20 protein-coding genes and 1 tRNA gene are annotated in these 21,608 nt (G+C 72.0%); 6 read left to right on the forward strand and 15 right to left on the reverse strand.

Features of this window, described 5'->3' with window-relative positions; translation table 11 throughout:
• Positions 1 to 40: 40 nt before the first annotated feature.
• From ilvN to otsA, 5 genes are all read right to left on the reverse strand, one after another.
• Positions 41 to 541, reverse strand: coding sequence for an acetolactate synthase small subunit (gene ilvN / locus I8920_RS09895; RefSeq protein WP_198656195.1), 501 nt, complete (start codon positions 539 to 541; stop codon positions 41 to 43).
• Positions 538 to 2,361 (reverse strand): acetolactate synthase large subunit, encoded by a 1,824-nt coding sequence (locus tag I8920_RS09900; protein ID WP_198656196.1) that lies wholly within the window; start codon positions 2,359 to 2,361, stop codon positions 538 to 540. The genes ilvN and I8920_RS09900 overlap by 4 nt, the downstream gene beginning before the upstream one ends.
• A 47-nt stretch (positions 2,362 to 2,408) precedes the next feature.
• Positions 2,409 to 4,103 carry a dihydroxy-acid dehydratase gene (gene ilvD / locus I8920_RS09905; protein WP_198656197.1) on the reverse strand — a complete coding sequence of 565 codons (1,695 nt, stop codon included), beginning with the start codon at positions 4,101 to 4,103 and terminating at the stop codon, positions 2,409 to 2,411.
• A 90-nt stretch (positions 4,104 to 4,193) separates the two neighbouring features.
• On the reverse strand, positions 4,194 to 4,973 hold the full coding sequence (gene otsB, locus I8920_RS09910) for a trehalose-phosphatase (protein WP_198656198.1): 780 nt from the start codon (positions 4,971 to 4,973) through the stop codon (positions 4,194 to 4,196).
• The gene (otsA, locus tag I8920_RS09915) at positions 4,966 to 6,558 is read right to left on the reverse strand and encodes an alpha,alpha-trehalose-phosphate synthase (UDP-forming) (protein ID WP_198656199.1); all 1,593 of its coding nucleotides are present in this window, start codon (positions 6,556 to 6,558) and stop codon (positions 4,966 to 4,968) included. Before otsA ends, otsB begins: the two co-directional genes overlap by 8 nt.
• A gap of 283 nt (positions 6,559 to 6,841) precedes the next feature.
• On the opposite strand from otsA, the gene I8920_RS09920 reads away from it, so the two are divergent.
• Together I8920_RS09920 and I8920_RS09925 are read left to right on the forward strand one after the other, a co-directional pair.
• Entirely contained in the window at positions 6,842 to 9,679 is a 2,838-nt protein-coding gene (locus I8920_RS09920; protein ID WP_198656200.1) for a hypothetical protein, read from the forward strand.
• A 64-nt stretch (positions 9,680 to 9,743) separates the two neighbouring features.
• Positions 9,744 to 10,715 (forward strand): magnesium transporter CorA family protein, encoded by a 972-nt coding sequence (locus tag I8920_RS09925; protein WP_198656201.1) that lies wholly within the window; start codon positions 9,744 to 9,746, stop codon positions 10,713 to 10,715.
• Between the two features lie 109 nt (positions 10,716 to 10,824).
• Here I8920_RS09925 and I8920_RS09930 read toward each other — a convergent pair whose 3' ends face one another.
• A complete protein-coding gene (locus I8920_RS09930) occupies positions 10,825 to 11,976 on the reverse strand; it encodes an SLC13 family permease (RefSeq protein ID WP_198656202.1) in 1,152 nt (383 codons plus the stop codon).
• A gap of 93 nt (positions 11,977 to 12,069) precedes the next feature.
• Between I8920_RS09930 and I8920_RS09935 the strand changes: the two genes are divergently transcribed.
• The gene (locus tag I8920_RS09935; RefSeq protein WP_198656203.1) at positions 12,070 to 12,258 is read left to right on the forward strand and encodes a hypothetical protein; all 189 of its coding nucleotides are present in this window, start codon (positions 12,070 to 12,072) and stop codon (positions 12,256 to 12,258) included.
• A 104-nt stretch (positions 12,259 to 12,362) separates the two neighbouring features.
• On the opposite strand, the gene I8920_RS09940 is transcribed toward I8920_RS09935, so the two are convergent.
• Positions 12,363 to 13,529, reverse strand: coding sequence for a mechanosensitive ion channel family protein (locus I8920_RS09940; RefSeq protein WP_198656204.1), 1,167 nt, complete (start codon positions 13,527 to 13,529; stop codon positions 12,363 to 12,365).
• Positions 13,530 to 13,671: 142 nt separating this feature from the next.
• Here I8920_RS09940 and I8920_RS09945 point away from each other — a divergent pair, with 142 nt between their 5' ends.
• A complete protein-coding gene (locus tag I8920_RS09945) occupies positions 13,672 to 15,213 on the forward strand; it encodes an amino acid permease (RefSeq protein ID WP_198656205.1) in 1,542 nt (513 codons plus the stop codon).
• Positions 15,214 to 15,291: 78 nt separating this feature from the next.
• On the forward strand, positions 15,292 to 15,594 hold the full coding sequence (locus tag I8920_RS09950; protein ID WP_198656206.1) for a hypothetical protein: 303 nt from the start codon (positions 15,292 to 15,294) through the stop codon (positions 15,592 to 15,594).
• Between the two features lie 6 nt (positions 15,595 to 15,600).
• Here I8920_RS09950 and I8920_RS09955 read toward each other — a convergent pair whose 3' ends face one another.
• From I8920_RS09955 to I8920_RS09985, 7 genes are all read right to left on the reverse strand, one after another.
• Positions 15,601 to 16,287 carry a PepSY domain-containing protein gene (locus tag I8920_RS09955; protein WP_198656207.1) on the reverse strand — a complete coding sequence of 229 codons (687 nt, stop codon included), beginning with the start codon at positions 16,285 to 16,287 and terminating at the stop codon, positions 15,601 to 15,603.
• 49 nt (positions 16,288 to 16,336) lie between these two features.
• Entirely contained in the window at positions 16,337 to 17,698 is a 1,362-nt protein-coding gene (locus I8920_RS09960; protein ID WP_198656208.1) for a sensor histidine kinase, read from the reverse strand.
• Entirely contained in the window at positions 17,691 to 18,368 is a 678-nt protein-coding gene (locus I8920_RS09965) for a response regulator transcription factor (protein ID WP_198656209.1), read from the reverse strand. The genes I8920_RS09960 and I8920_RS09965 overlap by 8 nt, the downstream gene beginning before the upstream one ends.
• A gap of 86 nt (positions 18,369 to 18,454) precedes the next feature.
• Entirely contained in the window at positions 18,455 to 18,667 is a 213-nt protein-coding gene (locus I8920_RS09970) for an SCO4848 family membrane protein (RefSeq protein ID WP_198656210.1), read from the reverse strand.
• Positions 18,668 to 18,832: 165 nt separating this feature from the next.
• Positions 18,833 to 19,759: a hypothetical protein gene (locus I8920_RS09975; RefSeq protein ID WP_198656211.1), complete on the reverse strand. Its 927-nt coding sequence runs from the start codon at positions 19,757 to 19,759 to the stop codon at positions 18,833 to 18,835.
• Positions 19,756 to 20,220 carry an ImmA/IrrE family metallo-endopeptidase gene (locus I8920_RS09980; protein ID WP_198656212.1) on the reverse strand — a complete coding sequence of 155 codons (465 nt, stop codon included), beginning with the start codon at positions 20,218 to 20,220 and terminating at the stop codon, positions 19,756 to 19,758. The genes I8920_RS09975 and I8920_RS09980 overlap by 4 nt, the downstream gene beginning before the upstream one ends.
• Complete coding sequence (locus tag I8920_RS09985) at positions 20,217 to 20,657, reverse strand: hypothetical protein (protein ID WP_198656213.1); 441 nt, start codon at positions 20,655 to 20,657, stop codon at positions 20,217 to 20,219. Before I8920_RS09985 ends, I8920_RS09980 begins: the two co-directional genes overlap by 4 nt.
• Positions 20,658 to 20,756: 99 nt before the next feature.
• Between I8920_RS09985 and I8920_RS09990 the strand changes: the two genes are divergently transcribed.
• Entirely contained in the window at positions 20,757 to 21,407 is a 651-nt protein-coding gene (locus I8920_RS09990; RefSeq protein WP_198656214.1) for a YigZ family protein, read from the forward strand.
• A 105-nt stretch (positions 21,408 to 21,512) separates the two neighbouring features.
• Here I8920_RS09990 and I8920_RS09995 read toward each other — a convergent pair.
• Positions 21,513 to 21,585 (reverse strand) — tRNA-Lys (locus I8920_RS09995).
• Positions 21,586 to 21,608: the final 23 nt, after the last annotated feature.

A 21,608-nucleotide genomic window follows, 5' to 3' on the forward strand; every position in this document is an offset into this window, starting at 1 on the left:
TGGTTCTCCTTGGTGGTGGTCTGTGCGGGTGCGGCGGTGCTCAACGCACCCGGTCGGTGATGCTCTTCGGTCCGCGGCCCATGCCGAGCAGGCCCGCGCGGGCGAGCTCCTTGATGCCGTAGGGCTCGAGCACACGGAGGATCGCCTGGATCTTGCCGGGGTCACCGGTGACCTCGACGATCAGGGAGTCGGTCGCCACGTCGACGACCTGGGCACGGAACAGGTTCACTGCTTCGAGCACCGCCGAGCGCGTCTGGTTGTCGACACGCACCTTCACGAGCATGTGCTCGCGCTGCACGGACTGCGGGAAGTCCAGCTCGACGATCTTGATGACGTTGACCAGCTTGTTGAGCTGCTTCGTCACCTGTTCCAGCGGCAGGTCCTCGACGTCGACCACGACGGTGATGCGGCTGAGGCCGTCCACCTCGGTGTTGCCGACGGCGAGCGACTCGATGTTGAACCCGCGCCGGGCGAACAGGCCGGCGACACGGGTCAGCAGGCCGGGCTTGTCCTCGACCAGGAGGGAAAGGACGTGGCTCATGCGGTCTCCCCCGTCATGTCGGCTTCCTCGTCGTCCCAGGTGGGCGCGAGGGCTCGGGCGTACTCGATCGAGGAGTTGCCGACCCCCTGCGGGACCATCGGCCAGACCATCGAGTCGCGGCTGACCACGAAGTCGATGACCACGGGACGGTCGTTCGTCGCGAGGGCGAGCTCGATGGCGGCGTCGACCTCGTCGGCCTTCTCGACGCGGATGCCGAGGGCACCGTACGCGTCGGCGAGCTTCACGAAGTCGGGCACACGGCGCGACTGGTGGCCGGTCTCGAGGTCGGTGAACGAGTGGCGGCCGTCGTAGAACAGCGTCTGCCACTGCCGCACCATGCCGAGCGACGAGTTGTTGATGATCGCGACCTTGATCGGGATGTCGTTGATGACACAGGTCGCGAGCTCCTGGTTCGTCATCTGGAAGCAGCCGTCACCGTCGATCGCCCAGACCACGCGGTCCGGCTGGGCGACCTTGGCGCCCATGGCCGCGGGGATCGAGTAGCCCATCGTGCCGGCGCCGCCCGAGTTGAGCCAGGCGTTCGGCCGCTCGTACTTGATGAACTGCGCGGACCACATCTGGTGCTGTCCGACGCCCGAGGCGTACACGGCCTCGGGTCCGGTGAGCTCGCCGATGCGCTTGATGATCGCCTGCGGGGCGAGGAGCCCGTCGGTCGGCTCGGCGTACCCGAGCGGGAAGTCGGTCTTCAGCTGCTCGAGCTTCGCCCACCACGCGGCGGTCGATGCACGGTCCTCGGGGGCGATGCCGCCCCAGGCGTCGAGCAGGTCGGCCAGCACCTCTCGCGCGTCGCCCACGATCGGGACGTCGGCGAAGCGGATCTTCGAGATCTCGGCGGGGTCGATGTCGACGTGCACGACCTTGGCGTCCGGAGCGAACTCGTCGGCCTTGCCGGTCACGCGGTCGTCGAAGCGGGCGCCGAGGGCGATGATGAGGTCGCTGTCCTGCAGGCCGAGCACCGCGGGCACCGTGCCGTGCATCCCCGGCATGCCGAGGTGCTGCGGGTGCGAGTCGGGGAACGCGCCGCGGGCCATCAGCGTCGTCACGACCGGGGCGCCGGTGGCCTCGGCGAAGGCGAGCAGCTCGGCGTTCGCGCCGGAGCGGACGACACCGCCGCCGACGTACAGCACGGGTCGTTCGGCCTCGGACAGCAGCTGCGCGGCCGCGGTGATCTGCTTGCCGTGCGCCTTGGTGACCGGGCGGTAGCCGGGCAGGTCGATCTTCGGCGGCCACACGTAGGGCGCCGACTTCTGCTGGGCGTCCTTCGTGATGTCCACCAGCACGGGGCCGGGGCGGCCGGTGGTCGCGATGAGGTGCGCCGCGGCCAGGGTCGCCGGCACGTCGGCCGGGTCGGTGACCAGGAACGAGTGCTTGGTGATCGGCATCGTGATGCCGACGATGTCGGCTTCCTGGAACGCGTCGGTGCCCATCAGCGTCGAGAACACCTGGCCGGTGATCGCGATGAACGGCACCGAGTCCATGTAGGCGTCGGCGATCGCGGTGACGAGGTTCGTCGCGCCGGGGCCGGACGTGGCGATGGCGACGCCGACCTTGCCGGACGACGACGCGTAGCCCTCGGCGGCGTGGCCGGCGCCCTGCTCGTGCCGGACGAGGATGTGGCGGATGGTCGTCGAGGCCATCAGCTCGTCGTAGAACGGGATGATGGCGCCGCCCGGCAGGCCGAAGACGTCGGTGATCCCGAGGTGCTCGAGCGTCCGGAGGACGGCTCCCGAGCCGGTCAGGATCTCCGGCGACCGGCGTGCACCGGCGGCCGCGGACAACGGGGTTGCTTCCGTGGGCATGAGGTGGTCCTTGCCTGGAGAGGTGGCGATGGTGCGGGTGTCGGACGCTAGCCCGTGACCGCGCCCTGGGCGGCGGACTTGACGAGCTTGGCGTACTTCGCGAGGACTCCGCGGGTGTAGCGCGGGGGCAGCGGGGCCCAGCCGTCACGGCGGGCCTCCAGCTCGGCCGGGTCGACCAGTAGGTCGAGCGAGCGAGCCGCGATGTCGACACGGATGCGGTCGCCATCGCGAACGAAAGCGACGGGACCTGCGTCCACTGCTTCCGGTGCGATGTGGCCGATGCACAGGCCGGTTGTGCCGCCTGAGAATCGACCGTCGGTCAAGAGTAGTACATCCTTGCCGAGGCCCGCGCCCTTGATGGCGGCCGTGATCGCGAGCATCTCGCGCATGCCCGGGCCGCCCTTGGGGCCCTCGTAGCGGATGACGACGACGTCGCCCTTCTCGATGCGTCCCTCGGTCAGGGCGTCCATCGCGGCGCGCTCGCGGTCGAACACCCGCGCCGGCCCCTCGAACACCGAGGCGTCGAAGCCCGCGGTCTTCACCACGGCGCCCTCGGGGGCGAAGGAGCCCTGCAGCACGGTGAGGCCACCGGTCTCGTGGATCGGGTTCTCGAGGGTGCGGAAGACCTCGCCGTCGAGCGCCGGCGGGTCGATCTCGGCGAGGTTCTCGGCGACGGTCTTGCCCGTCACGGTGAGGCAGTCGCCGTGCAGCAGGCCCGCGTCGAGCAGCGCCTTCATGATGACCGGGATGCCGCCGTTGCGGTCCACGTCGACCATGACGTACTTGCCGAAGGGCTTCATGTCGGCGAGGTGCGGGACCTTCGAGCCGATGCGGTTGAAGTCGTCCAGCGTCAGCTCGACCTCGGCCTCGTAGGCGATCGCGAGCAGGTGCAGGATGACGTTCGTCGAGCCGCCGAGGGCCATCGCGACGGCGATGGCGTTCTCGAAGGCCTCCTTGGTGAGGATCTGCCGTGCGGTGATGCCGTGCTCGAGCATGTTCACGACGGCCTCGCCGGAGCGGTGCGCGTAGTAGTCGCGGCGACGGTCGGCGCTCGGCGGGGCGGCGGAGCCCGGCAGCGACATGCCGAGGGCCTCGGCCACGCTCGCCATCGTGTTCGCCGTGTACATGCCACCGCAGGCGCCCTCGCCCGGGACGATGGCGCACTCGATCTTCTTGAGCTCCTCTTCGGACATGGTGCCCGCCTTGCAGGCCCCGACGCCCTCGAAGGAGTCGATGATCGTGACCTCCTTCATGGTGCCGTCGGCCTGCTTCACGTAGCCCGGCATGACCGAGCCCGCGTAGAGGAAGACGCTCGCGAGGTCGAGTCGCGCGGCAGCCATGAGCATGCCGGGGAGGGACTTGTCGCACCCGGCGAGCAGGACGGTGCCGTCCAGACGCTCGGCGTTCACGACGGTCTCGACGCTGTCCGCGATGACCTCACGCGAGACGAGCGAGAAGTGCATGCCCTCGTGGCCCATCGAGATGCCGTCGGAGACGGAGATGGTGCCGAACTGCAGCGGGTACCCGCCACCGGAGTGCACGCCCTCCTTCGCGCCCTGCGCGAGGCGGTCGAGCGACAGGTTGCAGGGCGTGATCTCGTTCCACGAGGACGCGATGCCGATCTGCGGCTTGCTCCAGTCCTCGTCTCCCATACCGACGGCCCGCAGCATGCCACGTGAGGTGGTTGCTTCGATCCCGTCGGTGACGACCCGGCTGCGCGGCTTGACGTCGATATCAGGCATGGATGGAGTCTAGGACGCTTTGGGATACCAGTCGCGCAACAACATGCATCTGCATGGTGAAGGGCGGTCGGGAGGCGCGGATCGCCCTGGTCAGCGCGTCGCGCGGAGCCTCGCCAGCTGCTTCAGCACCCCGGTCAGCGCGGCCGGGTCGGCGATGCGGTACCCGGCGAGGGTCTCCCCCGGTCCGACCTTCACCCCGACGTCGCCGTCGCCGAGCACACGGAAGGCGTCCTCGTCGGTGACGTCGTCACCCGCGAAGAACACCGCGTCCGCGCCGTGCAGCTCGCGCAACCGGGCGATCGCGTCGCCCTTCGTGACGTGCCGGACGGCGAACTCGACGATGTCCTTGCCGCCGCGCTCGAGCACCTCGGGGTCGGCCTCGTGCGCCGCACGGCTCGCCGCCGCGTCCGCCTCGGCCGCGACCTCGGCGGAGACACGGCGCGTGTGCACCCCGTGCCCGGCCGGCTTGTGCTCGATCACCACGCCGGGGAACCGGGCGCCGACCTCGTCCAGCGCCGCACCGACGCGGGCCACCCGCTCGAGCTCGTCGGCGGTGAGCGCGGCCTCGGCGTGGCCGTCGACGCGCCACTCGACGCCGTGCGACCCGACCAGCGCCATCTCCTGGGGTGCGTGCGTGACCGCGGCGAGGCTGTCGAGCGGACGGCCGGAGACGAGCACCACCTCGGTGTCCCGCGCCCGGTGCAGGGTCAGCACCGCCGCCCACGAGCCGGGCAGCGCGCCGACCTGCGACGGGTCGTCGGCGAAGGGCGCGAGCGTGCCGTCGAAGTCGAGCGCGACGATCAGTCGCGGCGCAGCCGCGAGCGTCTCGAGGGCCTGGTCGAGGTCGCCGGTGGTGGTCTCGTCACGCATCACGGGCCTCCCGGGTGTCCTCGGCGGCACGCGCGGACTGGGCGTCCTGGTCGAAGATCGACATGTTGTCGGTCTGCGCCTCGCGGTGCCGGTCCGCCGGGTCGGTGGCGGACGGGTCGAGCTGGGCGTTCCGCGGCGCGTGCCGGTCGAGCGCCTCGAGGAACGAGCGCGACCAGCGGGCCACGTCGTTGTCGCGGACGCGCTTGCGGAGCGCGCGCATGCGCGTGGAGCGCTCGCGGCGCGGCATCTCGATCGCACGCTCGATGCTGTCCTTGAGTGCGCCGATGTCGTGCGGGTTGACGATGAGGGCCTGCTTGAGCTCGTCGGCGGCCCCGGCGAACTCGGACAGGATGAGCACGCCGTCGTTGTCGAACCGCGCGGCGACGTACTCCTTGGCGACGAGGTTCATGCCGTCGCGCAGCGCGGTCACGAGCATGATGTCGGCGGCCAGGTAGAGCGCGACCATCTCCTCGCGCGGGTAGCCGTGGTGCAGGTACGAGATGGGCTGGTGGCCGATGACGCCGAGGTCGCCGTTGATGCGGCCGACGCTCAGCTCGATCTCGTCGCGGAGTGCGGCGTACGAGTCGACGCGCTCGCGGCTCGGGCTGGCCACCTGGATGAGCGTGGCGTCCTCGACCGCGATGCGGCCGTCCTCGACGAGCTCACCGAAGGCCTTGATGCGGTGCCGGATGCCCTTGGTGTAGTCGAGCCGGTCGACGCCGAGCAGCACCGTCTTGGGGTTGCCGAGGCTCTCGCGGATCTCGCGCGCACGCTCCTGCACCTCGGGCCGGTGCGCGATCGCCTCGAAGCTCTCGGCGTCGATGGAGATCGGGAAGTGCCGCGCCTCGACGTGGCGCACGGTGATGCCCTTGCGGCTGCGCGGTGCGGCCGGGTCGTCAACGGGGACGTCGATCGTCGTGCCCTTGGTGGTGTAGCCCTTGATGTGGCGGACCGCGCGGAGGAAGTCGCTCGCGTCGTCGTGCCGCTGGAACCCGATGACGTCGGCGCCGAGCAGCCCGTCGAGGATCTGCGCGCGCCACGGCAGCTGCGCGTAGATGCCGACCGGCGGGAACGGGATGTGGTTGAAGAAGCCGATCGTCAGGTCGGGACGCTTGGCGCGGAGCAGCGCCGGCACGAGCTGCAGCTGGTAGTCCTGCACCCAGACGATGCCGTCCTGCTCGACGATCTGGGCGATCTGCTCGGCGAAGCGCTCGTTCACGCGCTTGTACGCGTTCCACCAGTCGCGGTGGTAGCTCGGGTGCTCGATCACGTCGTGGTACAGCGGCCAGAGCGTGTCGTTGCTGAAGCCCTCGTAGTACTCCTCGACGTCGTCGTCGGAGAGCGGCACGGGGACGATGTGGATGCCCTCGTTGTCGAACGGGGCCACCTCGACCTCGGGCTGCCCCACCCAGCCGACCCAGGCCCCGTCGTTCGCACGCATCACGGGTTCGAGGGCGGTGACGAGGCCGCCGGGCGAGTGCCGCCAGCCCTCGTTGCCGTCCTGGTCGACGACGCGGTCCACCGGGAGGCGGTTGGAGGCGACGACGAACGAGTAGCGGGTCTGTTCGGTGCGGTCGGCAGGCATGGGGTGGTGTGTTCTCCGTTCCGCCCGGGGTGACGGGCGCGTCGGTCCGGCGGCGAGCGCCGGGTGGGCTGGGCACGTGCGGTGGTGCCACGTGCGCCGGGGAGCGTCGGGTCGCACCGTGGTGCTGGTGCTGGTGCTGGTGCTGGTGCGCAGCCGAAGTTACCAGCGCCCGGACAGCGCATTCACGGCGGATCGGCGGTTCCGGTACGCTGCAGCCACGTGTCGGGGGGACACGGGTGCTGGAGTGCGGCGCCGGCCCTCCGGTCGGAGAGGACCACCACTCGTGAGCGAGAACCCGCCCACCCCGCCCGGGCAGCCCGGTCAGTCGGCCCCGCAGGGCCAGCCCGGCCCGCAGGACCAGCCGTTCCAGCAGGGCCAGCAGGCCTGGCAGCACCAGGGGTGGCAGCAGGGTCAGCCCGTCCCGCAGGGCCAGCAGCAGGGGTGGCAGCAGGGTCAGCCCGTCCGGCAGGGCCAGCAGCAGGGGTGGCAGCAGCCGGGAGGCCCGCAGCAGCCGTCCGGACCGTTCGCGCCCGCCCTGCAGCAGCCCGGTGCGTTCGGTCGCGCCCTGCAGGCCGTCACCGGTCGCGACTGGCTCGCCGCGGTGCTCGCCGCCGTCGGCGGCTGGGTCGCCGCGTACGTCGTCGCGGGGCTCTCGCTCCTGCTCACGGTGGCGCTCCTGGCGTCCGGCGGGAGTGGTTCGTCCACCCCGTCCACCGGGCCCGGCTCCGCTCCGGACATGGGCGGCACGACGCCCGACATCGAGTCGCTGCTGTCCGGCGTGAGCGTCCTGCTCGGCGCCCCGGCCCAGCTGGTCGCCCTCGCCGACCTCGGCCGACTCCACCTGTCCGGCTCGATCGGCCTGCTCGGGTCCGGGTCCGGCGCGCTCGCGGTCGTCCCGGCGCTCGTCCTGACCGCGCAGGTCGTACTCGCCGTCGTGCTCACCCGACGCATCCGCACCCGTGCCCTGGGCCGACCGCAGGTGCTCCTCACCGCCGTGGTCAGCGGCCTCGTCACCACCGTCCTGACGAACGGTGCGGCCGGCCTGTTCGCCATCCGGTTCCCCTCGGTCGCCGGTGCGGCGATCGAGCCGGTGCACGCGGTCGGTGTCGGCAGCGTGCTCGGTGCGTTCGTCATCGGCGCCCTGGCCGCTGCGCTCGCCCGCCCGTCGGTGCTCGTCGGCGGCAACCTGCTGGCCGCACGGCTGCTCGGCACGCTCCGGATCGCCGCGTCGCAGCTCACGCTCGTGGTCGTCCCGGTCGCGCTGGTCGTCGTCGTCGCCGCACTGGTCGCCCAGCCCGAGTACGGGGCGGCCCTGCCGCTCCTGCTCGGCAACGTCGCGGTCGCCCTCACCGCGCTCGGCTTCCTCGGCGGTGTCGGGACGTCCGGCCTCGGCTCGGTCTCGGACACCGCCTCGGTGTTCGGCGGAGCCGGCGGCTGGACGTGGCTGGTCGTGCTGCTCGTCGTCGTGACCTCGGTCGCGGCCGGCCTCGCCCTCGCCGTCCGCCGCAACGACCGCGTCCGGACCACGCTCGACTGGATCGTCACGCCCCTGGTGTGGTTCGCGTTCGGACTGCTGCTGTTCGTGCTCGGCACGGGCATCGTGTCCTACCGGGTCGACGGGGTCAGTTCGGCGGCCGGCGCCGGGTCGGTCGGCGTGGCGCCGTGGACGCCCCTGGTGTTCGCGGTGTGGGGCGGCGCGATCGAGGTCGTCGCACGCTTCCTCGCCCCGGTGCTGCTCCCCCGGCTCGGCGGCGCCGTGGTGCTGCGGACGTCGCGGCTGGTGGGTGCCGACCCGCGCCCGGTCGCACCGACGGTGTCCCCCGGCGCGCCCGGGACGTTCCCGGGCGCTCCGGCGACGGCGTCCCCGGCTGCAGCGGCGGCGGGCCAGGCGCCGGCGTTCCCGGCCGGCTCCGCCCCTGCCGCACCGACCGGCCCGTCCGGGCCGACCGCGCAGGTCCCGCCGACGGACGGCCACTGGACGGGCACGCCGGGCGCAGCCGCGCAGCAGCCGAGCGCGCAGCCGGGGACCGGGCTACCCGGCAGCACGCAGCCCGGGTACGGCGCGCAGTCCGGAGCCGCACAGCCGGGGTACCCGCAGCCCCTGTACCTCGCGCAGCCGGCGCAGCCCTTCATCGGCGGCGGCGCTCCCGCCCCGGCACCGATGTCCCCGAAGGCGAAGCGGATCCTGGTGCGGTCGCTCATCGCCGGTGGCGCCGTGGTCGTCGTCGTCATCGCCGGCGCCGTCACGACGAGCGTCCTCCGCGCGAACGTGTGGGGTCCGGCCCCGACCGTCAAGTCCTACGTCCAGGCGATCGCCAGCGGTGACGCCGACACCGCCGCCGACCTGAGCGAGGTCCCCTCCGACGCGGCGATGCTCGACTCCACCGTGCTGGAGAGCGCGGAGGACCGCCCTTCGGACATCCGCGTCGGTCGCGTCCAGCGGTCCGGTGACAACGCCATCGCCACGCTGAGCTACACCCAGGACGGCGAGAACCGCTCCGGTCAGGTGACGCTCCGCCGGACCGGTACCGCGTTCCTGGTCAAGGACGAGTGGCGGGTCACGCAGCCGCTCGCGCAGACCGTGACGCTGACCGCCACCGACGTGCTCGAGGGCGCGCCGGTGACCATCGGCGGCAAGGAGATCGGCGAGATCACGGACGGCAAGTTCACCTCGCTCGCCTACCCGGGCACGTACGAGATCACGGTCGGCGGGACGGAGTACTTCACCGGGGGCACGCAGGAGCTCGCCGTCGGTGCGGCGACCTCGGGCTACGTCGACTTCTCGCCGAAGGCCACGAAGGCGCTGCAGCAGGACGCCGAGCAGTACGTCGACGACCTGCTCGAGGAGTGCGCGGCGCAGACCGACATCGGTGCGCTGAGCGACTGCCCCTGGTACGGCCCGTACGACGCCGAGGGCTCGGTGCGGTACGACGTCACGACGAAGCCCGAGCTCGAGGTCGAGGCCACGGGTTCCGGTACCGTCCTGGTGACGAGCACCCGTGACGGCGCGGTCGCGTACGACTACACCTCGTACACGGGCGACAGGAAGCACGGCGAGGACACGTTCGTGGTGAACGAGTACCTGAAGGTCGAGGACGGGAAGCTCGTCCCCGGCTACTGAGCGCCCGCGCAGCACGACGGCCGATCCGGGATCCCCGGGTCGGCCGTCTCACTAGGCTGACGCCATGGTCAGGACACGGGCGTGGTGCGACGGGGACGCGGTCGAACAGGACTTCCCCGTCGACCGGGTCTCCGACCTCGTCGGACAGCACGGCACCTTCGTCTGGCTCGACTACACGGACCCCACAGCAGCCGACCTCGAGCAGGTCGAGGAGGAGCTCGGCATCCACGCCCTCGCCGTCGAGGACGCCGTGGAGCACGGCCAGCGACCGAAGCTCGACCGGTACCGGGACAGTCTGTTCCTGGTGGTCTACGACGTCGGCGGGACCGACGACTCCGGCGACCTCGTCACGCACGAGGTGAAGGCGTTCGTCACCCGGCACGCGCTCGTGACGATCCACGGCGCCGACGTCGACACGACGGCGATGGAACGCCGGCTGACGGCGAACGCCGACCTCGCCGAGCACGGCGTGCCCTGGTTGGTCTGGGCGCTGCTCGACGCCGTGGTCGACCACGCCACCGACACCGTCGAGGACCTGGAGCGGCAGATCGACGCGCTCGAGGACGACCTGTTCGAACCCGGCGACCCCCGGGAGCACCAGATCCAGCGGCGCTCGTTCCGACTGCGGAAGAGCCTGGGCCTGCTCCGGCGCCTGGTCGTCCCGACGCGGGACAGCGTCGCGTCGCTGTTGCACGGCGACGCGGAGACGATCGCCGACGGGGTCCGCCCGTACTTCCGCGACGTCGAGGACCACCTGGTGTCGATCGCCGACTCGGTCGAGCAGCTCCGCGACGCCGTGTCGAGCGTCCTCGACACCACGCTGAACCTGGCGTCGAACCGGCAGAACACCGTGATGAAGAAGGTGACGAGCTGGGCGGCGATCATCGCCATCCCGACCGGGGTGACGAGCTTCTTCGGGCAGAACGTGAAGTTCCCGGGCGAGGGCGCCTGGAGCGGACTCGGTGCCTCGCTCGCCATCATCATCGCGTCGTCGCTCGTGCTCTACCGCGTGTTCAAGACCCGCGACTGGCTCTGAGGCGCAGCCTCCACGAGCACGCCGGCGCAGCCTCCACGAGCACGCCGGCGCAGCCTCCACGAGCACGCCGGCGCAGCCTCCACGAGCACGCCGGCGCAGTTCGCCCGCGTCAGAGCTGCAGGGCCAGCACGCCGGCGACCACGGTCAGCGGTGCGACGACGCACCCGAGCGCGATGTACCGCCCCCACGACAGGTGCACCCCCTCGGCCGACAGTCGTGCGTGCCACAGCAGGGTCGCGAGCGACGCCCACGGCGTGATGAGGCAGCCGGCGTTCACCCCGATCAGCAGGGCCGCGTACCGCACGGCCTCATGCCCGGCGGCCGGCTCGAGCACCAGGTAGGCGGGCAGGTTGTCGATCACGTTGGCGGCGACGGCACCGGCCCCGCCGAGCAGCAGGAGCGGACCGGTGCCCGTGCCGCCCTCGAGCGCCTGCACGACCGGGTCGGTCAGCCCGGTGCTGTGCAGCGTCTCGACCACGACGAACAGTCCGGCGGCGAACAGCAGCGTCGACCACGGCACCCGCGACGGACGGAGCTCGGACGGGGACCGCACCGCCGCGACCACGACGAGCACGAGGGCCGCCGCGATCGCCGCGATCCACACGGTCACGCCGGCGGTGAGCGCCACGACGAGCGCCACGAGCACGGCCGACGCCGCCCAGAACGACACCGGGTCGGCCGGGCTCCGCACCGACACGGGCGTGTACCGGCCGAACAGCTGCCGACGGTGGAGGACGAGCAGGACGGCACACGGCACGACCACCCCGGCGACGGCGGGCCAGGCCATCAGCCCGGCGAACGGAAGCGGTCCGCCCAGTCCCATCCGGTCGACGGCGAGCAGGTTGGTGAGGTTCGAGACCGGCAGCAGCAGCGATGCCGTGTTCGCGAGCCAGACGGTGGTGAGCGCGAACGGCATCGGCGGCAGACCCACCCGGCGCGCGAGCGAGATGACGATGGGGGTGAGGAGCACGGCGGTGGTGTCGATCGACAGGAAGACGGTGCAGAGGACCGCGAGCACGACGACCGCGCCCCAGAGCCCGATCGTGCGACCCCCGCCGACCCGCGCGGCGACGTCGGCCAGACGGTCGAACACGCCGGCGTCCGCCGCCAGTTCGGCGACGACGGTCAGCCCGAGCACGAAGCCGAGGACGGGCAGCACCCGCTCCGCCAGAGCGCCGAGGTCGTCGAGGGGCAGGAGTCCGAACACGACGCACACCGCGCCCACGACGAGCAGGGCTGCTCCGATGACCGCCTGACGCACGCGTCCTCCTCCTCCGGGCGCCGGCCCAGGGTGACCGGCGGCGCTCCAATGTATTGGCCGGTAGCGTGGTCGGCACGACGACAGGAGGCCTCTGTGCGCAAGTTCATGTTCAACGGTGCCGTGTGGAGTTCGCTCATCAGCGGCTACAGCGTGCTGCAGACCACGCGGCAGGGCCCGCGTGACTGGCGGCTCGCACTGACGTGGATCGCGTGGCTCGCCACGACGATCGTCGCGATCGGCACGGTCGTCGAGGACGACCGCGCCGTCAAGGCGCGCCAGTAGGCCGGAGCGCGGCAGGGGCCGCAGTCGCGACCCCCTGACGGACGGGAGGCCCGGTGCCAGCTGGCACCGGGCCTCCCGTCCGTCGCACGTGCGGTCCAGGGCGGTCAGCGCTCCGACTCGGGGATGCCGGACGTCTGGATCGGGCCCGTGAAGAGCGCGCCGCGCTCGTCGGCGTCGCCGAAGAGCTGCGAGTCCCCCTCCGCCGCACGGCCGCGACGGCGCAGCGCGGGCGCGCCGGGCTCGGTGAGCTGCACGCGCTGCACCGGCAGAGCGTCGGGGTGGGTCCGCTGGATCCACTCGACCATCTCCTCGCGCACGTAGCAGCGCAGGTCGAACAGGCCACCGGCGTCCGGGGCCGTCACCAGGATGCGCACCCGTACCGTCCCGCCGACCGCGTCGGTGACCTGCAGGACCTTGACCCGGCCGTCCCAGATCGTCGAGGTCGCGAGGATCCGGTCCAGCTCGGCACGCATGTCGGCCGGGCTCACCCGCCAGTCCAGGTCGAACTCGACGGCGCCGAGCAGTTCGCTGCCGGTGCGCGTCCAGTTCTCGAACGGCGTCGACGTGAAGTAGGTGGACGGGAGCACGAAGCGGCGGTCGTCCCACAGGTGCACGACGACGTAGGTCAGGGTGATCTCCTCGATCCGGCCCCACTGCTGCTCCACGACGACCACGTCGTCCACCCGGATCGAGCCCGAGAACGCGAGCTGCATGCCGGCGAACACGTTGCCGAGCGTCGACTGCGCGGCGAGACCCGCGACCACCGAGATGAGCCCGGCGCTCGCCAGGACGCTCGCACCGGCCGCCTCGACGCCGTCGAAGGTCAGCAGGATCGCACCGACGGCGATGATGACGAGCACGGCGATCGTGAGCCGCCGGATGATGAGCACCTGGGTGCGGATCCGCCGTGCCTGCCGGTTGTCCGGGACGTCGATGCGGAAGCGGTGCAGCCCGAGGTCCTCCAGGAAGATCGCCACCTGGCAGGCGAGCCAGCAGCCGACGGCGATCGTCACGATGAGGAAGCCGTGCACGACCTCGTCCCGCCAGGGGTACGCGTCCGGGTCGCGCGGGATGCTCGAGGTGAACGCGATCCACAGCAGCACCACCAGGAGCGTGGTGCGGAAGGGGTGCTTCGTCCGGCGCGAGAGCACACCGGCCCACCGTTCCCGGCGGGCGATGGTCCGCAGCACCAGGTGCAGGACGAGGGCGGCGAGGGCGGTGACGAGCAGGGCGAACCCGATCGCGACGAGGAGTCGGAGGAGGATGTCCATCCCTCCATGCAAGCAACGGACGTCGGCCGCCGTCCAGGAACCCGCCCGAGCGCCGTCCCTGTCGGGTCGCTCAGGCGTCCGGAGCCGACCGGACCGGGGCCGGTGTACGAGCCGGGCCCCGTGCGCATGTAGGTTGTCGCGCATGACAGCGCAGAACGACACGGGCGCGAGCCGCGCACCGGCCAACGACTTCTCGCACGAGCAAGAGGGCTACCAGCACGGCCTGAAGCCCCGGCAACTGCAGATGATCGCGATCGGTGGGGCCATCGGCACCGGACTCTTCCTCGGCGCGGGCGGACGCCTGCACACCGCGGGTCCGGCGCTCGCGCTGACCTACCTGGTCGCCGGGATCTTCGCCTTCTTCATCCTGCGGGCCCTGGGCGAGCTGGTGCTGCACCGCCCGTCCTCGGGCTCGTTCATCTCGTACGCCCGCGAGTTCTACGGCGAGAAGTTCGCCTACGCCGCCGGGTGGATGTACTTCCTGAACTGGGCGATGACGTCGATCGTGGACACCACCGCCGTCGCCATCTACCTGCAGTACTGGTCGGCCTTCACGGCTGCGCCGCAGTGGTTGCTGGCCCTGGTGGCGCTGCTGGTCGTCCTCGCCGCGAACATGGTGGCGGTCAAGGTGTTCGGCGAGCTCGAGTTCTGGTTCGCGCTCATCAAGGTCGCCGCGCTCGTGGCGTTCCTGGTCGTCGCGATCGTCTGGCTGGTCTTCGCGTTCCCGGTCGAGGCCGGCGGCGAAGCGGTCCGCACGGGCTTCATGATCTGGGGTGACAACGGCGGACTGTTCCCGAACGGGCTGCTGCCGGCGGTCATCGTGATCCAGGGCGTCGTCTTCGCCTACGCGGCCATCGAGCTCGTCGGCACCGCGTCGGGCGAGACGCAGAACGCCGAGAAGGTCATCCCCCGCGCGATCAACTCCGTCGTCTTCCGCATCGCGGTCTTCTACGTCGGTTCGATCGTCCTGCTCTCCCTGCTGCTGCCGTACACGGCCTACAAGGAGGGCGAGAGCCCCTTCGTGACGTTCTTCTCGTCGCTCGGCAACCCGCAGGTCGGGTCGATCGTCGGCGGGATCATGAACTTCGTCGTCCTCACCGCCGCGCTGTCCTCGCTGAACGCCGGCCTCTACTCGACCGGTCGGGCGCTCCACTCGATGGGCATGAACGGGTCGGCACCGAAGTGGACCACGAAGATGTCGAAGGGCGGTGTGCCGTACGCCGGCATCCTGCTCACCGCGGCGTTCACCGTCGCCGGCGTCGTGCTGAACTACTTCGTCCCGAAGCAGGCGTTCGAGATCGCGCTGAACATCGCGAGCCTCGGCATCATCACCGCGTGGGGCACGATCATCCTCTGCCAGATGCGCCTGCGGCAGTGGGCCAAGCAGGGACTCGCCAAGGAGCCCTCGTTCAAGCTGCCCGGTGCCCCGGTGACCTCGTGGCTCACCCTGGCGTTCCTGGCGTCGGTCATCGTCCTGATGGCGATCGACTACCCCATCGGGACGTACACGATCGCGTCGCTCGTGATCGTGATCCCGCTGCTCGTGGTCGGCTGGTTCCTGCAGCGCGACCGGATCCTGCGCATCGCCGCGCTGCGCGAGGGCGTCACGGGTCCGTTCCCGATCGGCGTCCGCAACCCGGCCGCCCCGGTCCGCCGCGACGGCGACGGCGACGACGGGGTCTGACCCGAGGATTGTCCCCGGAACGCGAGCCCTGCGGCCGCGCGATGTCAGGAGTCCGGCACCCGTCGCTACGATCGGCGGGTGCCGGACTCCTCTGTCTCCCCCACGCTCGACCTGCAGCTCAGCTGGCGAGGCGCCTACGGTCGTCTCCGGGCGTTCCCCGGTCGCCTCGAGGCGGAGACCGACTACCAGCGTCCGGCGCGCACCGCGGTGCCGATGGACGAGGTGCAGGCCTGGCGGCTGGGGCCGTGCGACGAGGACGCGGTGTGCGTCGAGTTCGTCACCCCGCAGGAGACCTACCGGGTCCTGCTCGACACGCCCGACGAACGCGTCGCCGAGCTGGCGGTCCGGAAGGTGCTCGGACCGCCGCAGCAGGAGGGCTGAGCGGAGTCAGTCGTCAGAGTCGGCGCGGTCGGTGTCGACACGGTCGGTGACGACGTCACCGCTCCCGGCATCGATCCGCACGCTCTGCTTCGTGCCGGACGACTCGAGCACGTCGCCCTCCCAGACGACCGCGCCGGCGTGGTCGTCGAGCCCGATCTCGGTGACGGTGCCGGTGTGCAGGTCACGGAGGGCGTCGACGGCCTGCTGCACGCTCAGGTCGGCGCCGGCGACGAGACGCTCGTGCTCCGCCGTGTCGTCCGCGTCGGCGGCCTCGGTCTGCGGCGTCCCGGCGACCGCGGTGCCGTCGGCGTTCGTGTGCACCTCGTGCTCGGTGCCGTCCTTCGTGACGACGAGGACCTCGTAGGCCGACCCGCCCTGCTCGTGCTCGGCGGACATGACGGTGCCCGAGCCGACCTCGCCGCGCGCGGTCGCGACGGCGGCGAGCAGCGCCTCGTTCGAGGCCGCCGACGTCGCACCGGCACCGGCACCGGCACCGGCACCGGAGGAGGACGAGCCGCTGCCGGACGCCTCGGTGGCCGACGAGCCGGCCGAGCCGGAGCCGACCGAACGGGTGTCGTCGTCGGCGTCGTCGCCGGCGCAGCCGGTGAGGGCGAGTGCCGCCACGATCGGCAGGGCGGCGAACGCGGCGACGCGGCGGGCGGAGGACTTCTGGTGCTGGGTGCGGAGGTTCATGGGGACGAGCATCGCGTCGAGGCGCTGAAGCAGGCCTGAAGCCGGCTGATCAGTCGCCGAGCGCCATGCGCACCACGAAGCGGGCTCCCCCGAGCGGCGACACGGTCACCGAGACGTGTCCGCCGTGTGCCCGCACGGCGTCCCGCACGATCGCGAGTCCGAGTCCGGCACCACCGGCGTCGCGGCTGCGGGCCTCGTCGAGTCGGACGAAGCGTTCGAAGACCCGCTCCCGCGCGTCTTCCGGTACCCCGGCGCCGTCGTCGTCCACCGTCAGGACGGCCGCCCCGTGCTGCGCCACGAGCGCGACGGCGACCCGGGACCGGGCGTGCCGCACCGCGTTGTCGACGAGGTTGCGGACCACCCCGGCGAGCACGCGCTCGTCGCCGCGCACCCGCGCCGCCCCGATCCCGGAACCGTCGACCCGGACGCCGGACCGCTCGCCGTCGTCGTCCTGAGAAGCCGATCGGGCGCGGGCGACGGCGTCGAGTGCGAGGTCGTCGAGGTCGACCGCCCGCCGCGTCGCGAGTCCGCCCTCGTCGAGGCGCGAGAGTTCGAGCAGGCCGGTCACGAGCTCCTGCAGGCGCACCGCCTCGGAGCGGACGACCGCCGCCAGCGCCCCGACGTCGGAGCGGTCCGGGTGCGCTCGGGCCACCTCGGCGTGCTGGCGGATCGACGCGATCGGCGACCGGAGTTCGTGCGACGCGTCGGACACGAACCGCCGCTGGCTCGCCGCCGCGCGGTCGAGCCGGTCGAGCATGCCGTTCATCGTCGTCGCGAGCCGGGCGACCTCGTCCCCGGTGTCCGGCACGTCGACGCGGGCGTCCGGTCGCGCCGCACGGATCGTCTCGACCTCGGTGCGCATCCGTTCCACCGGGCGCAGCGAACGGCCCGTCACGACCCACGTCACGCCGACCAGCACGAGCACGAGGACCGGGACCCCGACGGCGAGCAGGACGACCGCGGTGCGGACCGCCGTGTCGGCCTGCTCCAGCGATGCGCCGTACACGAGGGTGCCCTCGTCGCCGCTCGGCAGGTCGACCCCGTCGGCCACCAGGAGCCACCGTTCGCCGTCGTGCGACCACCGGGACTCGTCGTCCGTCGGGAGCACGACCCCGTCGGTGTCCTCGCCGTGCGCCAGGACGGTCCCGCCGGCACCGACGACCTGCACCAGGACGTCCTCGTACCCGGCGACCACGCCGACGCCGTCCGCCTCGACCTGCGACGACACCTGTTCGAGACCGGCCTCCGCCGTGGCCCGCACCCCGTCGAGGAGCACGGACCGGAGCACGAGGACGAACGCGACGGCGCCGACCACCAGGGCAGCCAGCACGACGGCGCCGGCGCCGAGGGTCGTCCGGGCGCGGACCGAGCGGAACCGCCGCCGGGTCGTGGTCTGCCCGGTGTCACCCACCGTCGGCCGCCAAACGGTACCCGGCACCACGGACCGTCTCGATCGCGGCGCGTCCGAACGGTCGGTCGAGCTTGCGGCGCAGGTGCCCGACGTACACCTCGACGATGTTCGGGTCGCCCTCGAAGTCGACGTCCCAGACGTTCTCGATGACGTCGCGCTTGGAGCGGACCTGTCCCGGGTGCCGGGCGAGGTACTCGAGCACCGCGAACTCGCGGCTGGTGAGCTCGACGGCGACGTCGCCGCGGCGCACGGTGCGCGCGGCGGGGTCGACGACCAGGTCGCCGAGCGTCAGCACGGTCGGACGTTCCCGCGCGCCGCGGCGGACGAGGGCACGGAGCCGCGCGACCAGGACCGGGTGCGAGAACGGCTTCGTGACGTAGTCGTCGGCGCCGGCGTCGAGCGCCTCGACCTGGTCCCACTCGCCGTCCTTGGCGGTCAGCATGAGCACCGGGGTCCAGTCGCCGTCGGCGCGGAGCCGAGCACACACGGCCCAACCGCTCAGGCCCGGCATCATCAGGTCGAGCACGATCGCGTCGTAGCGGAACTCGCGTGCGTGCCAGAGGCCGTCCACGCCGTCGTGCGCGACGTCCACCGCCCAGCCCTCGGCCTCGAGCCCGCGGCGCACGCCGTCGGCGAGCCGGACCTCGTCGTCGACCACGAGCACACGCATGGCGACGATCCTGCCGTGTGCCGCTGAAGCAGCGCTGAAGCGGGGCCGTACCGACACGGAGCGGCCCGCGACCGCGGCCGGTCGGGTCAGACCAGCAGCAGGATCCCGCCGATCACCGACGCGACGGCGATGGCCAGCGCGATGAGCAGGAGCACGAGGTGGACCGTGTAGAACGTCGTCGGCTTGCCGGCCGCGTCACGGGCGCGGGGGTCCGAGGCGACCCGCTGGAAGAAGCGCGGCCAGGTCACGACGTTGAAGACGGCACCGAGGAACAGGACGACTGCGGCGAAGACGAACACGGTCCGATCCTACGCACCGGGCCGGTGGTGCTCGGCCGCCCCCAACGCGGCCGAGTCCCGACCCGGCTGGCCACAGCTCCTGTAGCACCTGCTACAGACCCTACACGGCCCGTCGTGCGGCGTCGAGCACCCCGGTTCCGCCCCGACGCGGCCGGTGCCGGACCGTCAAGCGGTCTCGAGCGCCGCTTCCGCCTCGGCCAGGACCGCCCGCTCGTCCTCGCGCAACGACACCCGGGCGGAGCGCACGCCGTCCGTGATCTCGACGATCCGTCGGCTGAGACGTGTCGCGGGGTCGTCGCTCGCGGGGTACGCGTTGTCGACCCCGAAGCGCTCGTGCAGGGGGCCGAGGCGCCGCAGCGCCTCCTCGACGCGTCGGTCCCGGCGTCGACGGGAGATCCGGTGACCGATGACGAGCAGGAGCATGCCGGACGCCGCGCACAGCACCGCTCCGGGCGTGGTGACGTCGTACGGCAGGCCGAGCGCGTGCGTCAGCTCGAGGTCGCCGACGACGTGGGCCACGTCCATCACGACGACCACCACCATGCGCACGACCCCGAACACCCCGCCGAGCACGAGCGCCCAGAGGCCGACCAGGTCGGTGGTCGTCCGCGCCTCGCGCAACCGCAGCACGCAGATGATCCCCGTCGCGCCGAGCGCCAGCCCCAGGTACACGGTCTGTGCCGCGGCGTAGACGGTCGCCGCCGGGTGCGACCCGGCGTCGAGCATGAACGTGGTCGTGGTGCCCGGCGGGTCGAGCACCACGAAAGCGGTCACGACCACGACGACGACCACGACGAACGACACGGCGATCGCGTTCCGGAGCCACGGCCGTGCGGCGCCCACGGCCTTCGCGACGCCCCACAGCAAGGTGCCGGTCCCGGCGACCATCAGGCAGTCGCTGACGACCGTCACCACGTTGCGGCCACCGAGCAGCGGGTCGAGCCACCGGTACAGCGGGTCGACGTTCGTCACGATGGTCGCAGCGAAGAGCAGGAACGTGAACGCCAGCGTGCGGTCCTGCCCGCGCTGCAGGACGAAGAGCGCGATCGTCCCGACGACGAGCAGCACCGCCATGACGACGGCGACGATCACCCGAAGACCCCGCGGAAGGCGCTCGGGCGGCCGCGGTGCTGACGGATCAGGGTGGCGAGGCGATCGGCGAACACCTCGGCCTCGTGCTCGTACGCGTTCGAGAAGACCCCGCGGGCCAGCGCCCGTTCGACCTTGTACTCCGGCAGGTCGGGGATCACGTCGCGGATGTAGGCCGACTGCGGCGCGTGCTCGTGGTGGCGGTGCAGGACGTGCCCGAGCTCGTGGCCGATGACGAACGACCGGAAGGTCGGCGACGCGGTCGGCGAGATCATCACGAGGTGCGCCCGCTCGAGTGTGGCGACGAAGCCGCACACCGGTTCCGCGGCGAGGAACTGCTCCTCACGCACGACGATCGGCTTGCCGACGACCTGGGCGGCGGCGGCGACGGCCTGATCGACGTCCGACCAGCCCTCGTCGGCACCGCGCTCCCAGAACGCATCGAGCAGGGCGTCCCTGCTCATGCGACGGTCCCCCGCTGCGACTCCTCCTCGAGCACCTCGGCGATGCGCCGCAGTGCCTCGGGCGAGAGCTCGCCGGGGAACGTGCGCGCCGCGAACCCGCTCACCCGCGCGGAGCGCAGGGACCGGACGAGGGCGAGCTGGGCGCCGATCCGCTCCGGCACGGCGCTGTCCTCGAGCAGGAAGCGCTCGTCGACCTCGAAGAACCCGGCCAGCAGACGCAGCAGGTCGGAGTCCCGGTTGCGGCGACCGTCGCCCGACAGCATGTAGGTCCACTTCGCCCGCGAGAGCGACCCACCCCCGGCGGCGACGTACTCCTCGATCGAGGCGAACGGCACCGGTGTCCCGCGCTGGGACTCCTCGAAGTCGAGCAGCAGGTTGAGCCGGCGCGCGAGTTCGGCTGCGTCGAGGGCGCCGCCCTTCGGGTCGTCGGTGTCCATCGCGGGCTCCTCCCCAGCCGTGTCCGCGCGACCCGTCGGCCCGGCGCGTGGACGCCATGGTAGCGCGGGCGCCCACCGCCACGCCGGTACCCTCGGGACGTGCCCCGACGCTTCCCCGCCACCATCGCGGCAGCGGTCGAGCACGAGATCGTCATCACCAAGTCGCGCTTCATCACGACGCTCGCGCCCGTCGACGGCGTGGAGGACGCCGACCGCGTGATCGCCGAGGTCCGACGCCGCCGCTGGGACGCCCGGCACAACTGCACCGCGATGGTCACGGGCGTGCTCGGCGACCAGGCGCGCTCCTCCGACGACGGCGAGCCCTCCGGGACCGCGGGCGTCCCGATGCTCGAGGTCCTGCGACGCCGCGAGCTGACCGACGTCGTCGCGGTGGTCACGCGGTACTTCGGCGGGGTCAAGCTCGGGGCCGGCGGACTGGTGCGCGCCTACTCGACCTCGGTCACCGAGGCACTCGACGCGGCCACGCTCGTCCGTCGTGAGGCGCTCACGCAGGTGCGCTTCGACGTCGACCACGCCGACGCCGGACGGCTCGACAACGTCCTGCGCGACTGGGTCCGGCACCACCACGCGACCCTCGGCCCGACGACGTACGGGCGTGCGGCGACCTTCGAGGTCTGGGTCCCCGCCGACGCCCTCGACGTGCTGCGGGCCGACATGGCTGCGGCGTCGGCCGGGGCCGTCGACCCGGTCGTCGGCGAGGAACGGATCGTCGACGTGCACGCGGACTGACTTCTCGGCTGCTGTGCACCTCGGGCGTGTCCCGCCGTCGGCGCGTGCACGCTCCCGGAACGCACGAAAGCCCCGACTCGATGAGCCGGGGCGTTCGTCCTGCGGTGCACCCCCTCGGACTTGAACCGAGAACCCACTGATTAAGAGTCAGTTGCTCTGCCAATTGAGCTAGAGGTGCATGTTCCGGCTTCCGTGCCGCAA

Source organism: Curtobacterium sp. YC1, assembly GCF_016267665.1.
GTDB lineage: Bacteria > Actinomycetota > Actinomycetes > Actinomycetales > Microbacteriaceae > Curtobacterium.

What these genes read in the sequence shown, in the direction of transcription:
- ilvN (WP_198656195.1), bottom strand. Translation starts at nt 541, where the DNA reads ATGAGCCACGTCCTTTCCCTCCTGGTCGAGGACAAGCCCGGCCTGCTG.
- I8920_RS09900 (WP_198656196.1), bottom strand. Translation starts at nt 2,361, where the DNA reads ATGCCCACGGAAGCAACCCCGTTGTCCGCGGCCGCCGGTGCACGCCGG.
- ilvD (WP_198656197.1), bottom strand. Translation starts at nt 4,103, where the DNA reads ATGCCTGATATCGACGTCAAGCCGCGCAGCCGGGTCGTCACCGACGGG.
- otsB (WP_198656198.1), bottom strand. Translation starts at nt 4,973, where the DNA reads ATGCGTGACGAGACCACCACCGGCGACCTCGACCAGGCCCTCGAGACG.
- otsA (WP_198656199.1), bottom strand. Translation starts at nt 6,558, where the DNA reads ATGCCTGCCGACCGCACCGAACAGACCCGCTACTCGTTCGTCGTCGCC.
- I8920_RS09925 (WP_198656201.1), top strand. Translation starts at nt 9,744, where the DNA reads ATGGTCAGGACACGGGCGTGGTGCGACGGGGACGCGGTCGAACAGGAC.
- I8920_RS09940 (WP_198656204.1), bottom strand. Translation starts at nt 13,529, where the DNA reads ATGGACATCCTCCTCCGACTCCTCGTCGCGATCGGGTTCGCCCTGCTC.
- I8920_RS09945 (WP_198656205.1), top strand. Translation starts at nt 13,672, where the DNA reads ATGACAGCGCAGAACGACACGGGCGCGAGCCGCGCACCGGCCAACGAC.
- I8920_RS09955 (WP_198656207.1), bottom strand. Translation starts at nt 16,287, where the DNA reads ATGAACCTCCGCACCCAGCACCAGAAGTCCTCCGCCCGCCGCGTCGCC.
- I8920_RS09965 (WP_198656209.1), bottom strand. Translation starts at nt 18,368, where the DNA reads ATGCGTGTGCTCGTGGTCGACGACGAGGTCCGGCTCGCCGACGGCGTG.
- I8920_RS09980 (WP_198656212.1), bottom strand. Translation starts at nt 20,220, where the DNA reads ATGAGCAGGGACGCCCTGCTCGATGCGTTCTGGGAGCGCGGTGCCGAC.
- I8920_RS09985 (WP_198656213.1), bottom strand. Translation starts at nt 20,657, where the DNA reads ATGGACACCGACGACCCGAAGGGCGGCGCCCTCGACGCAGCCGAACTC.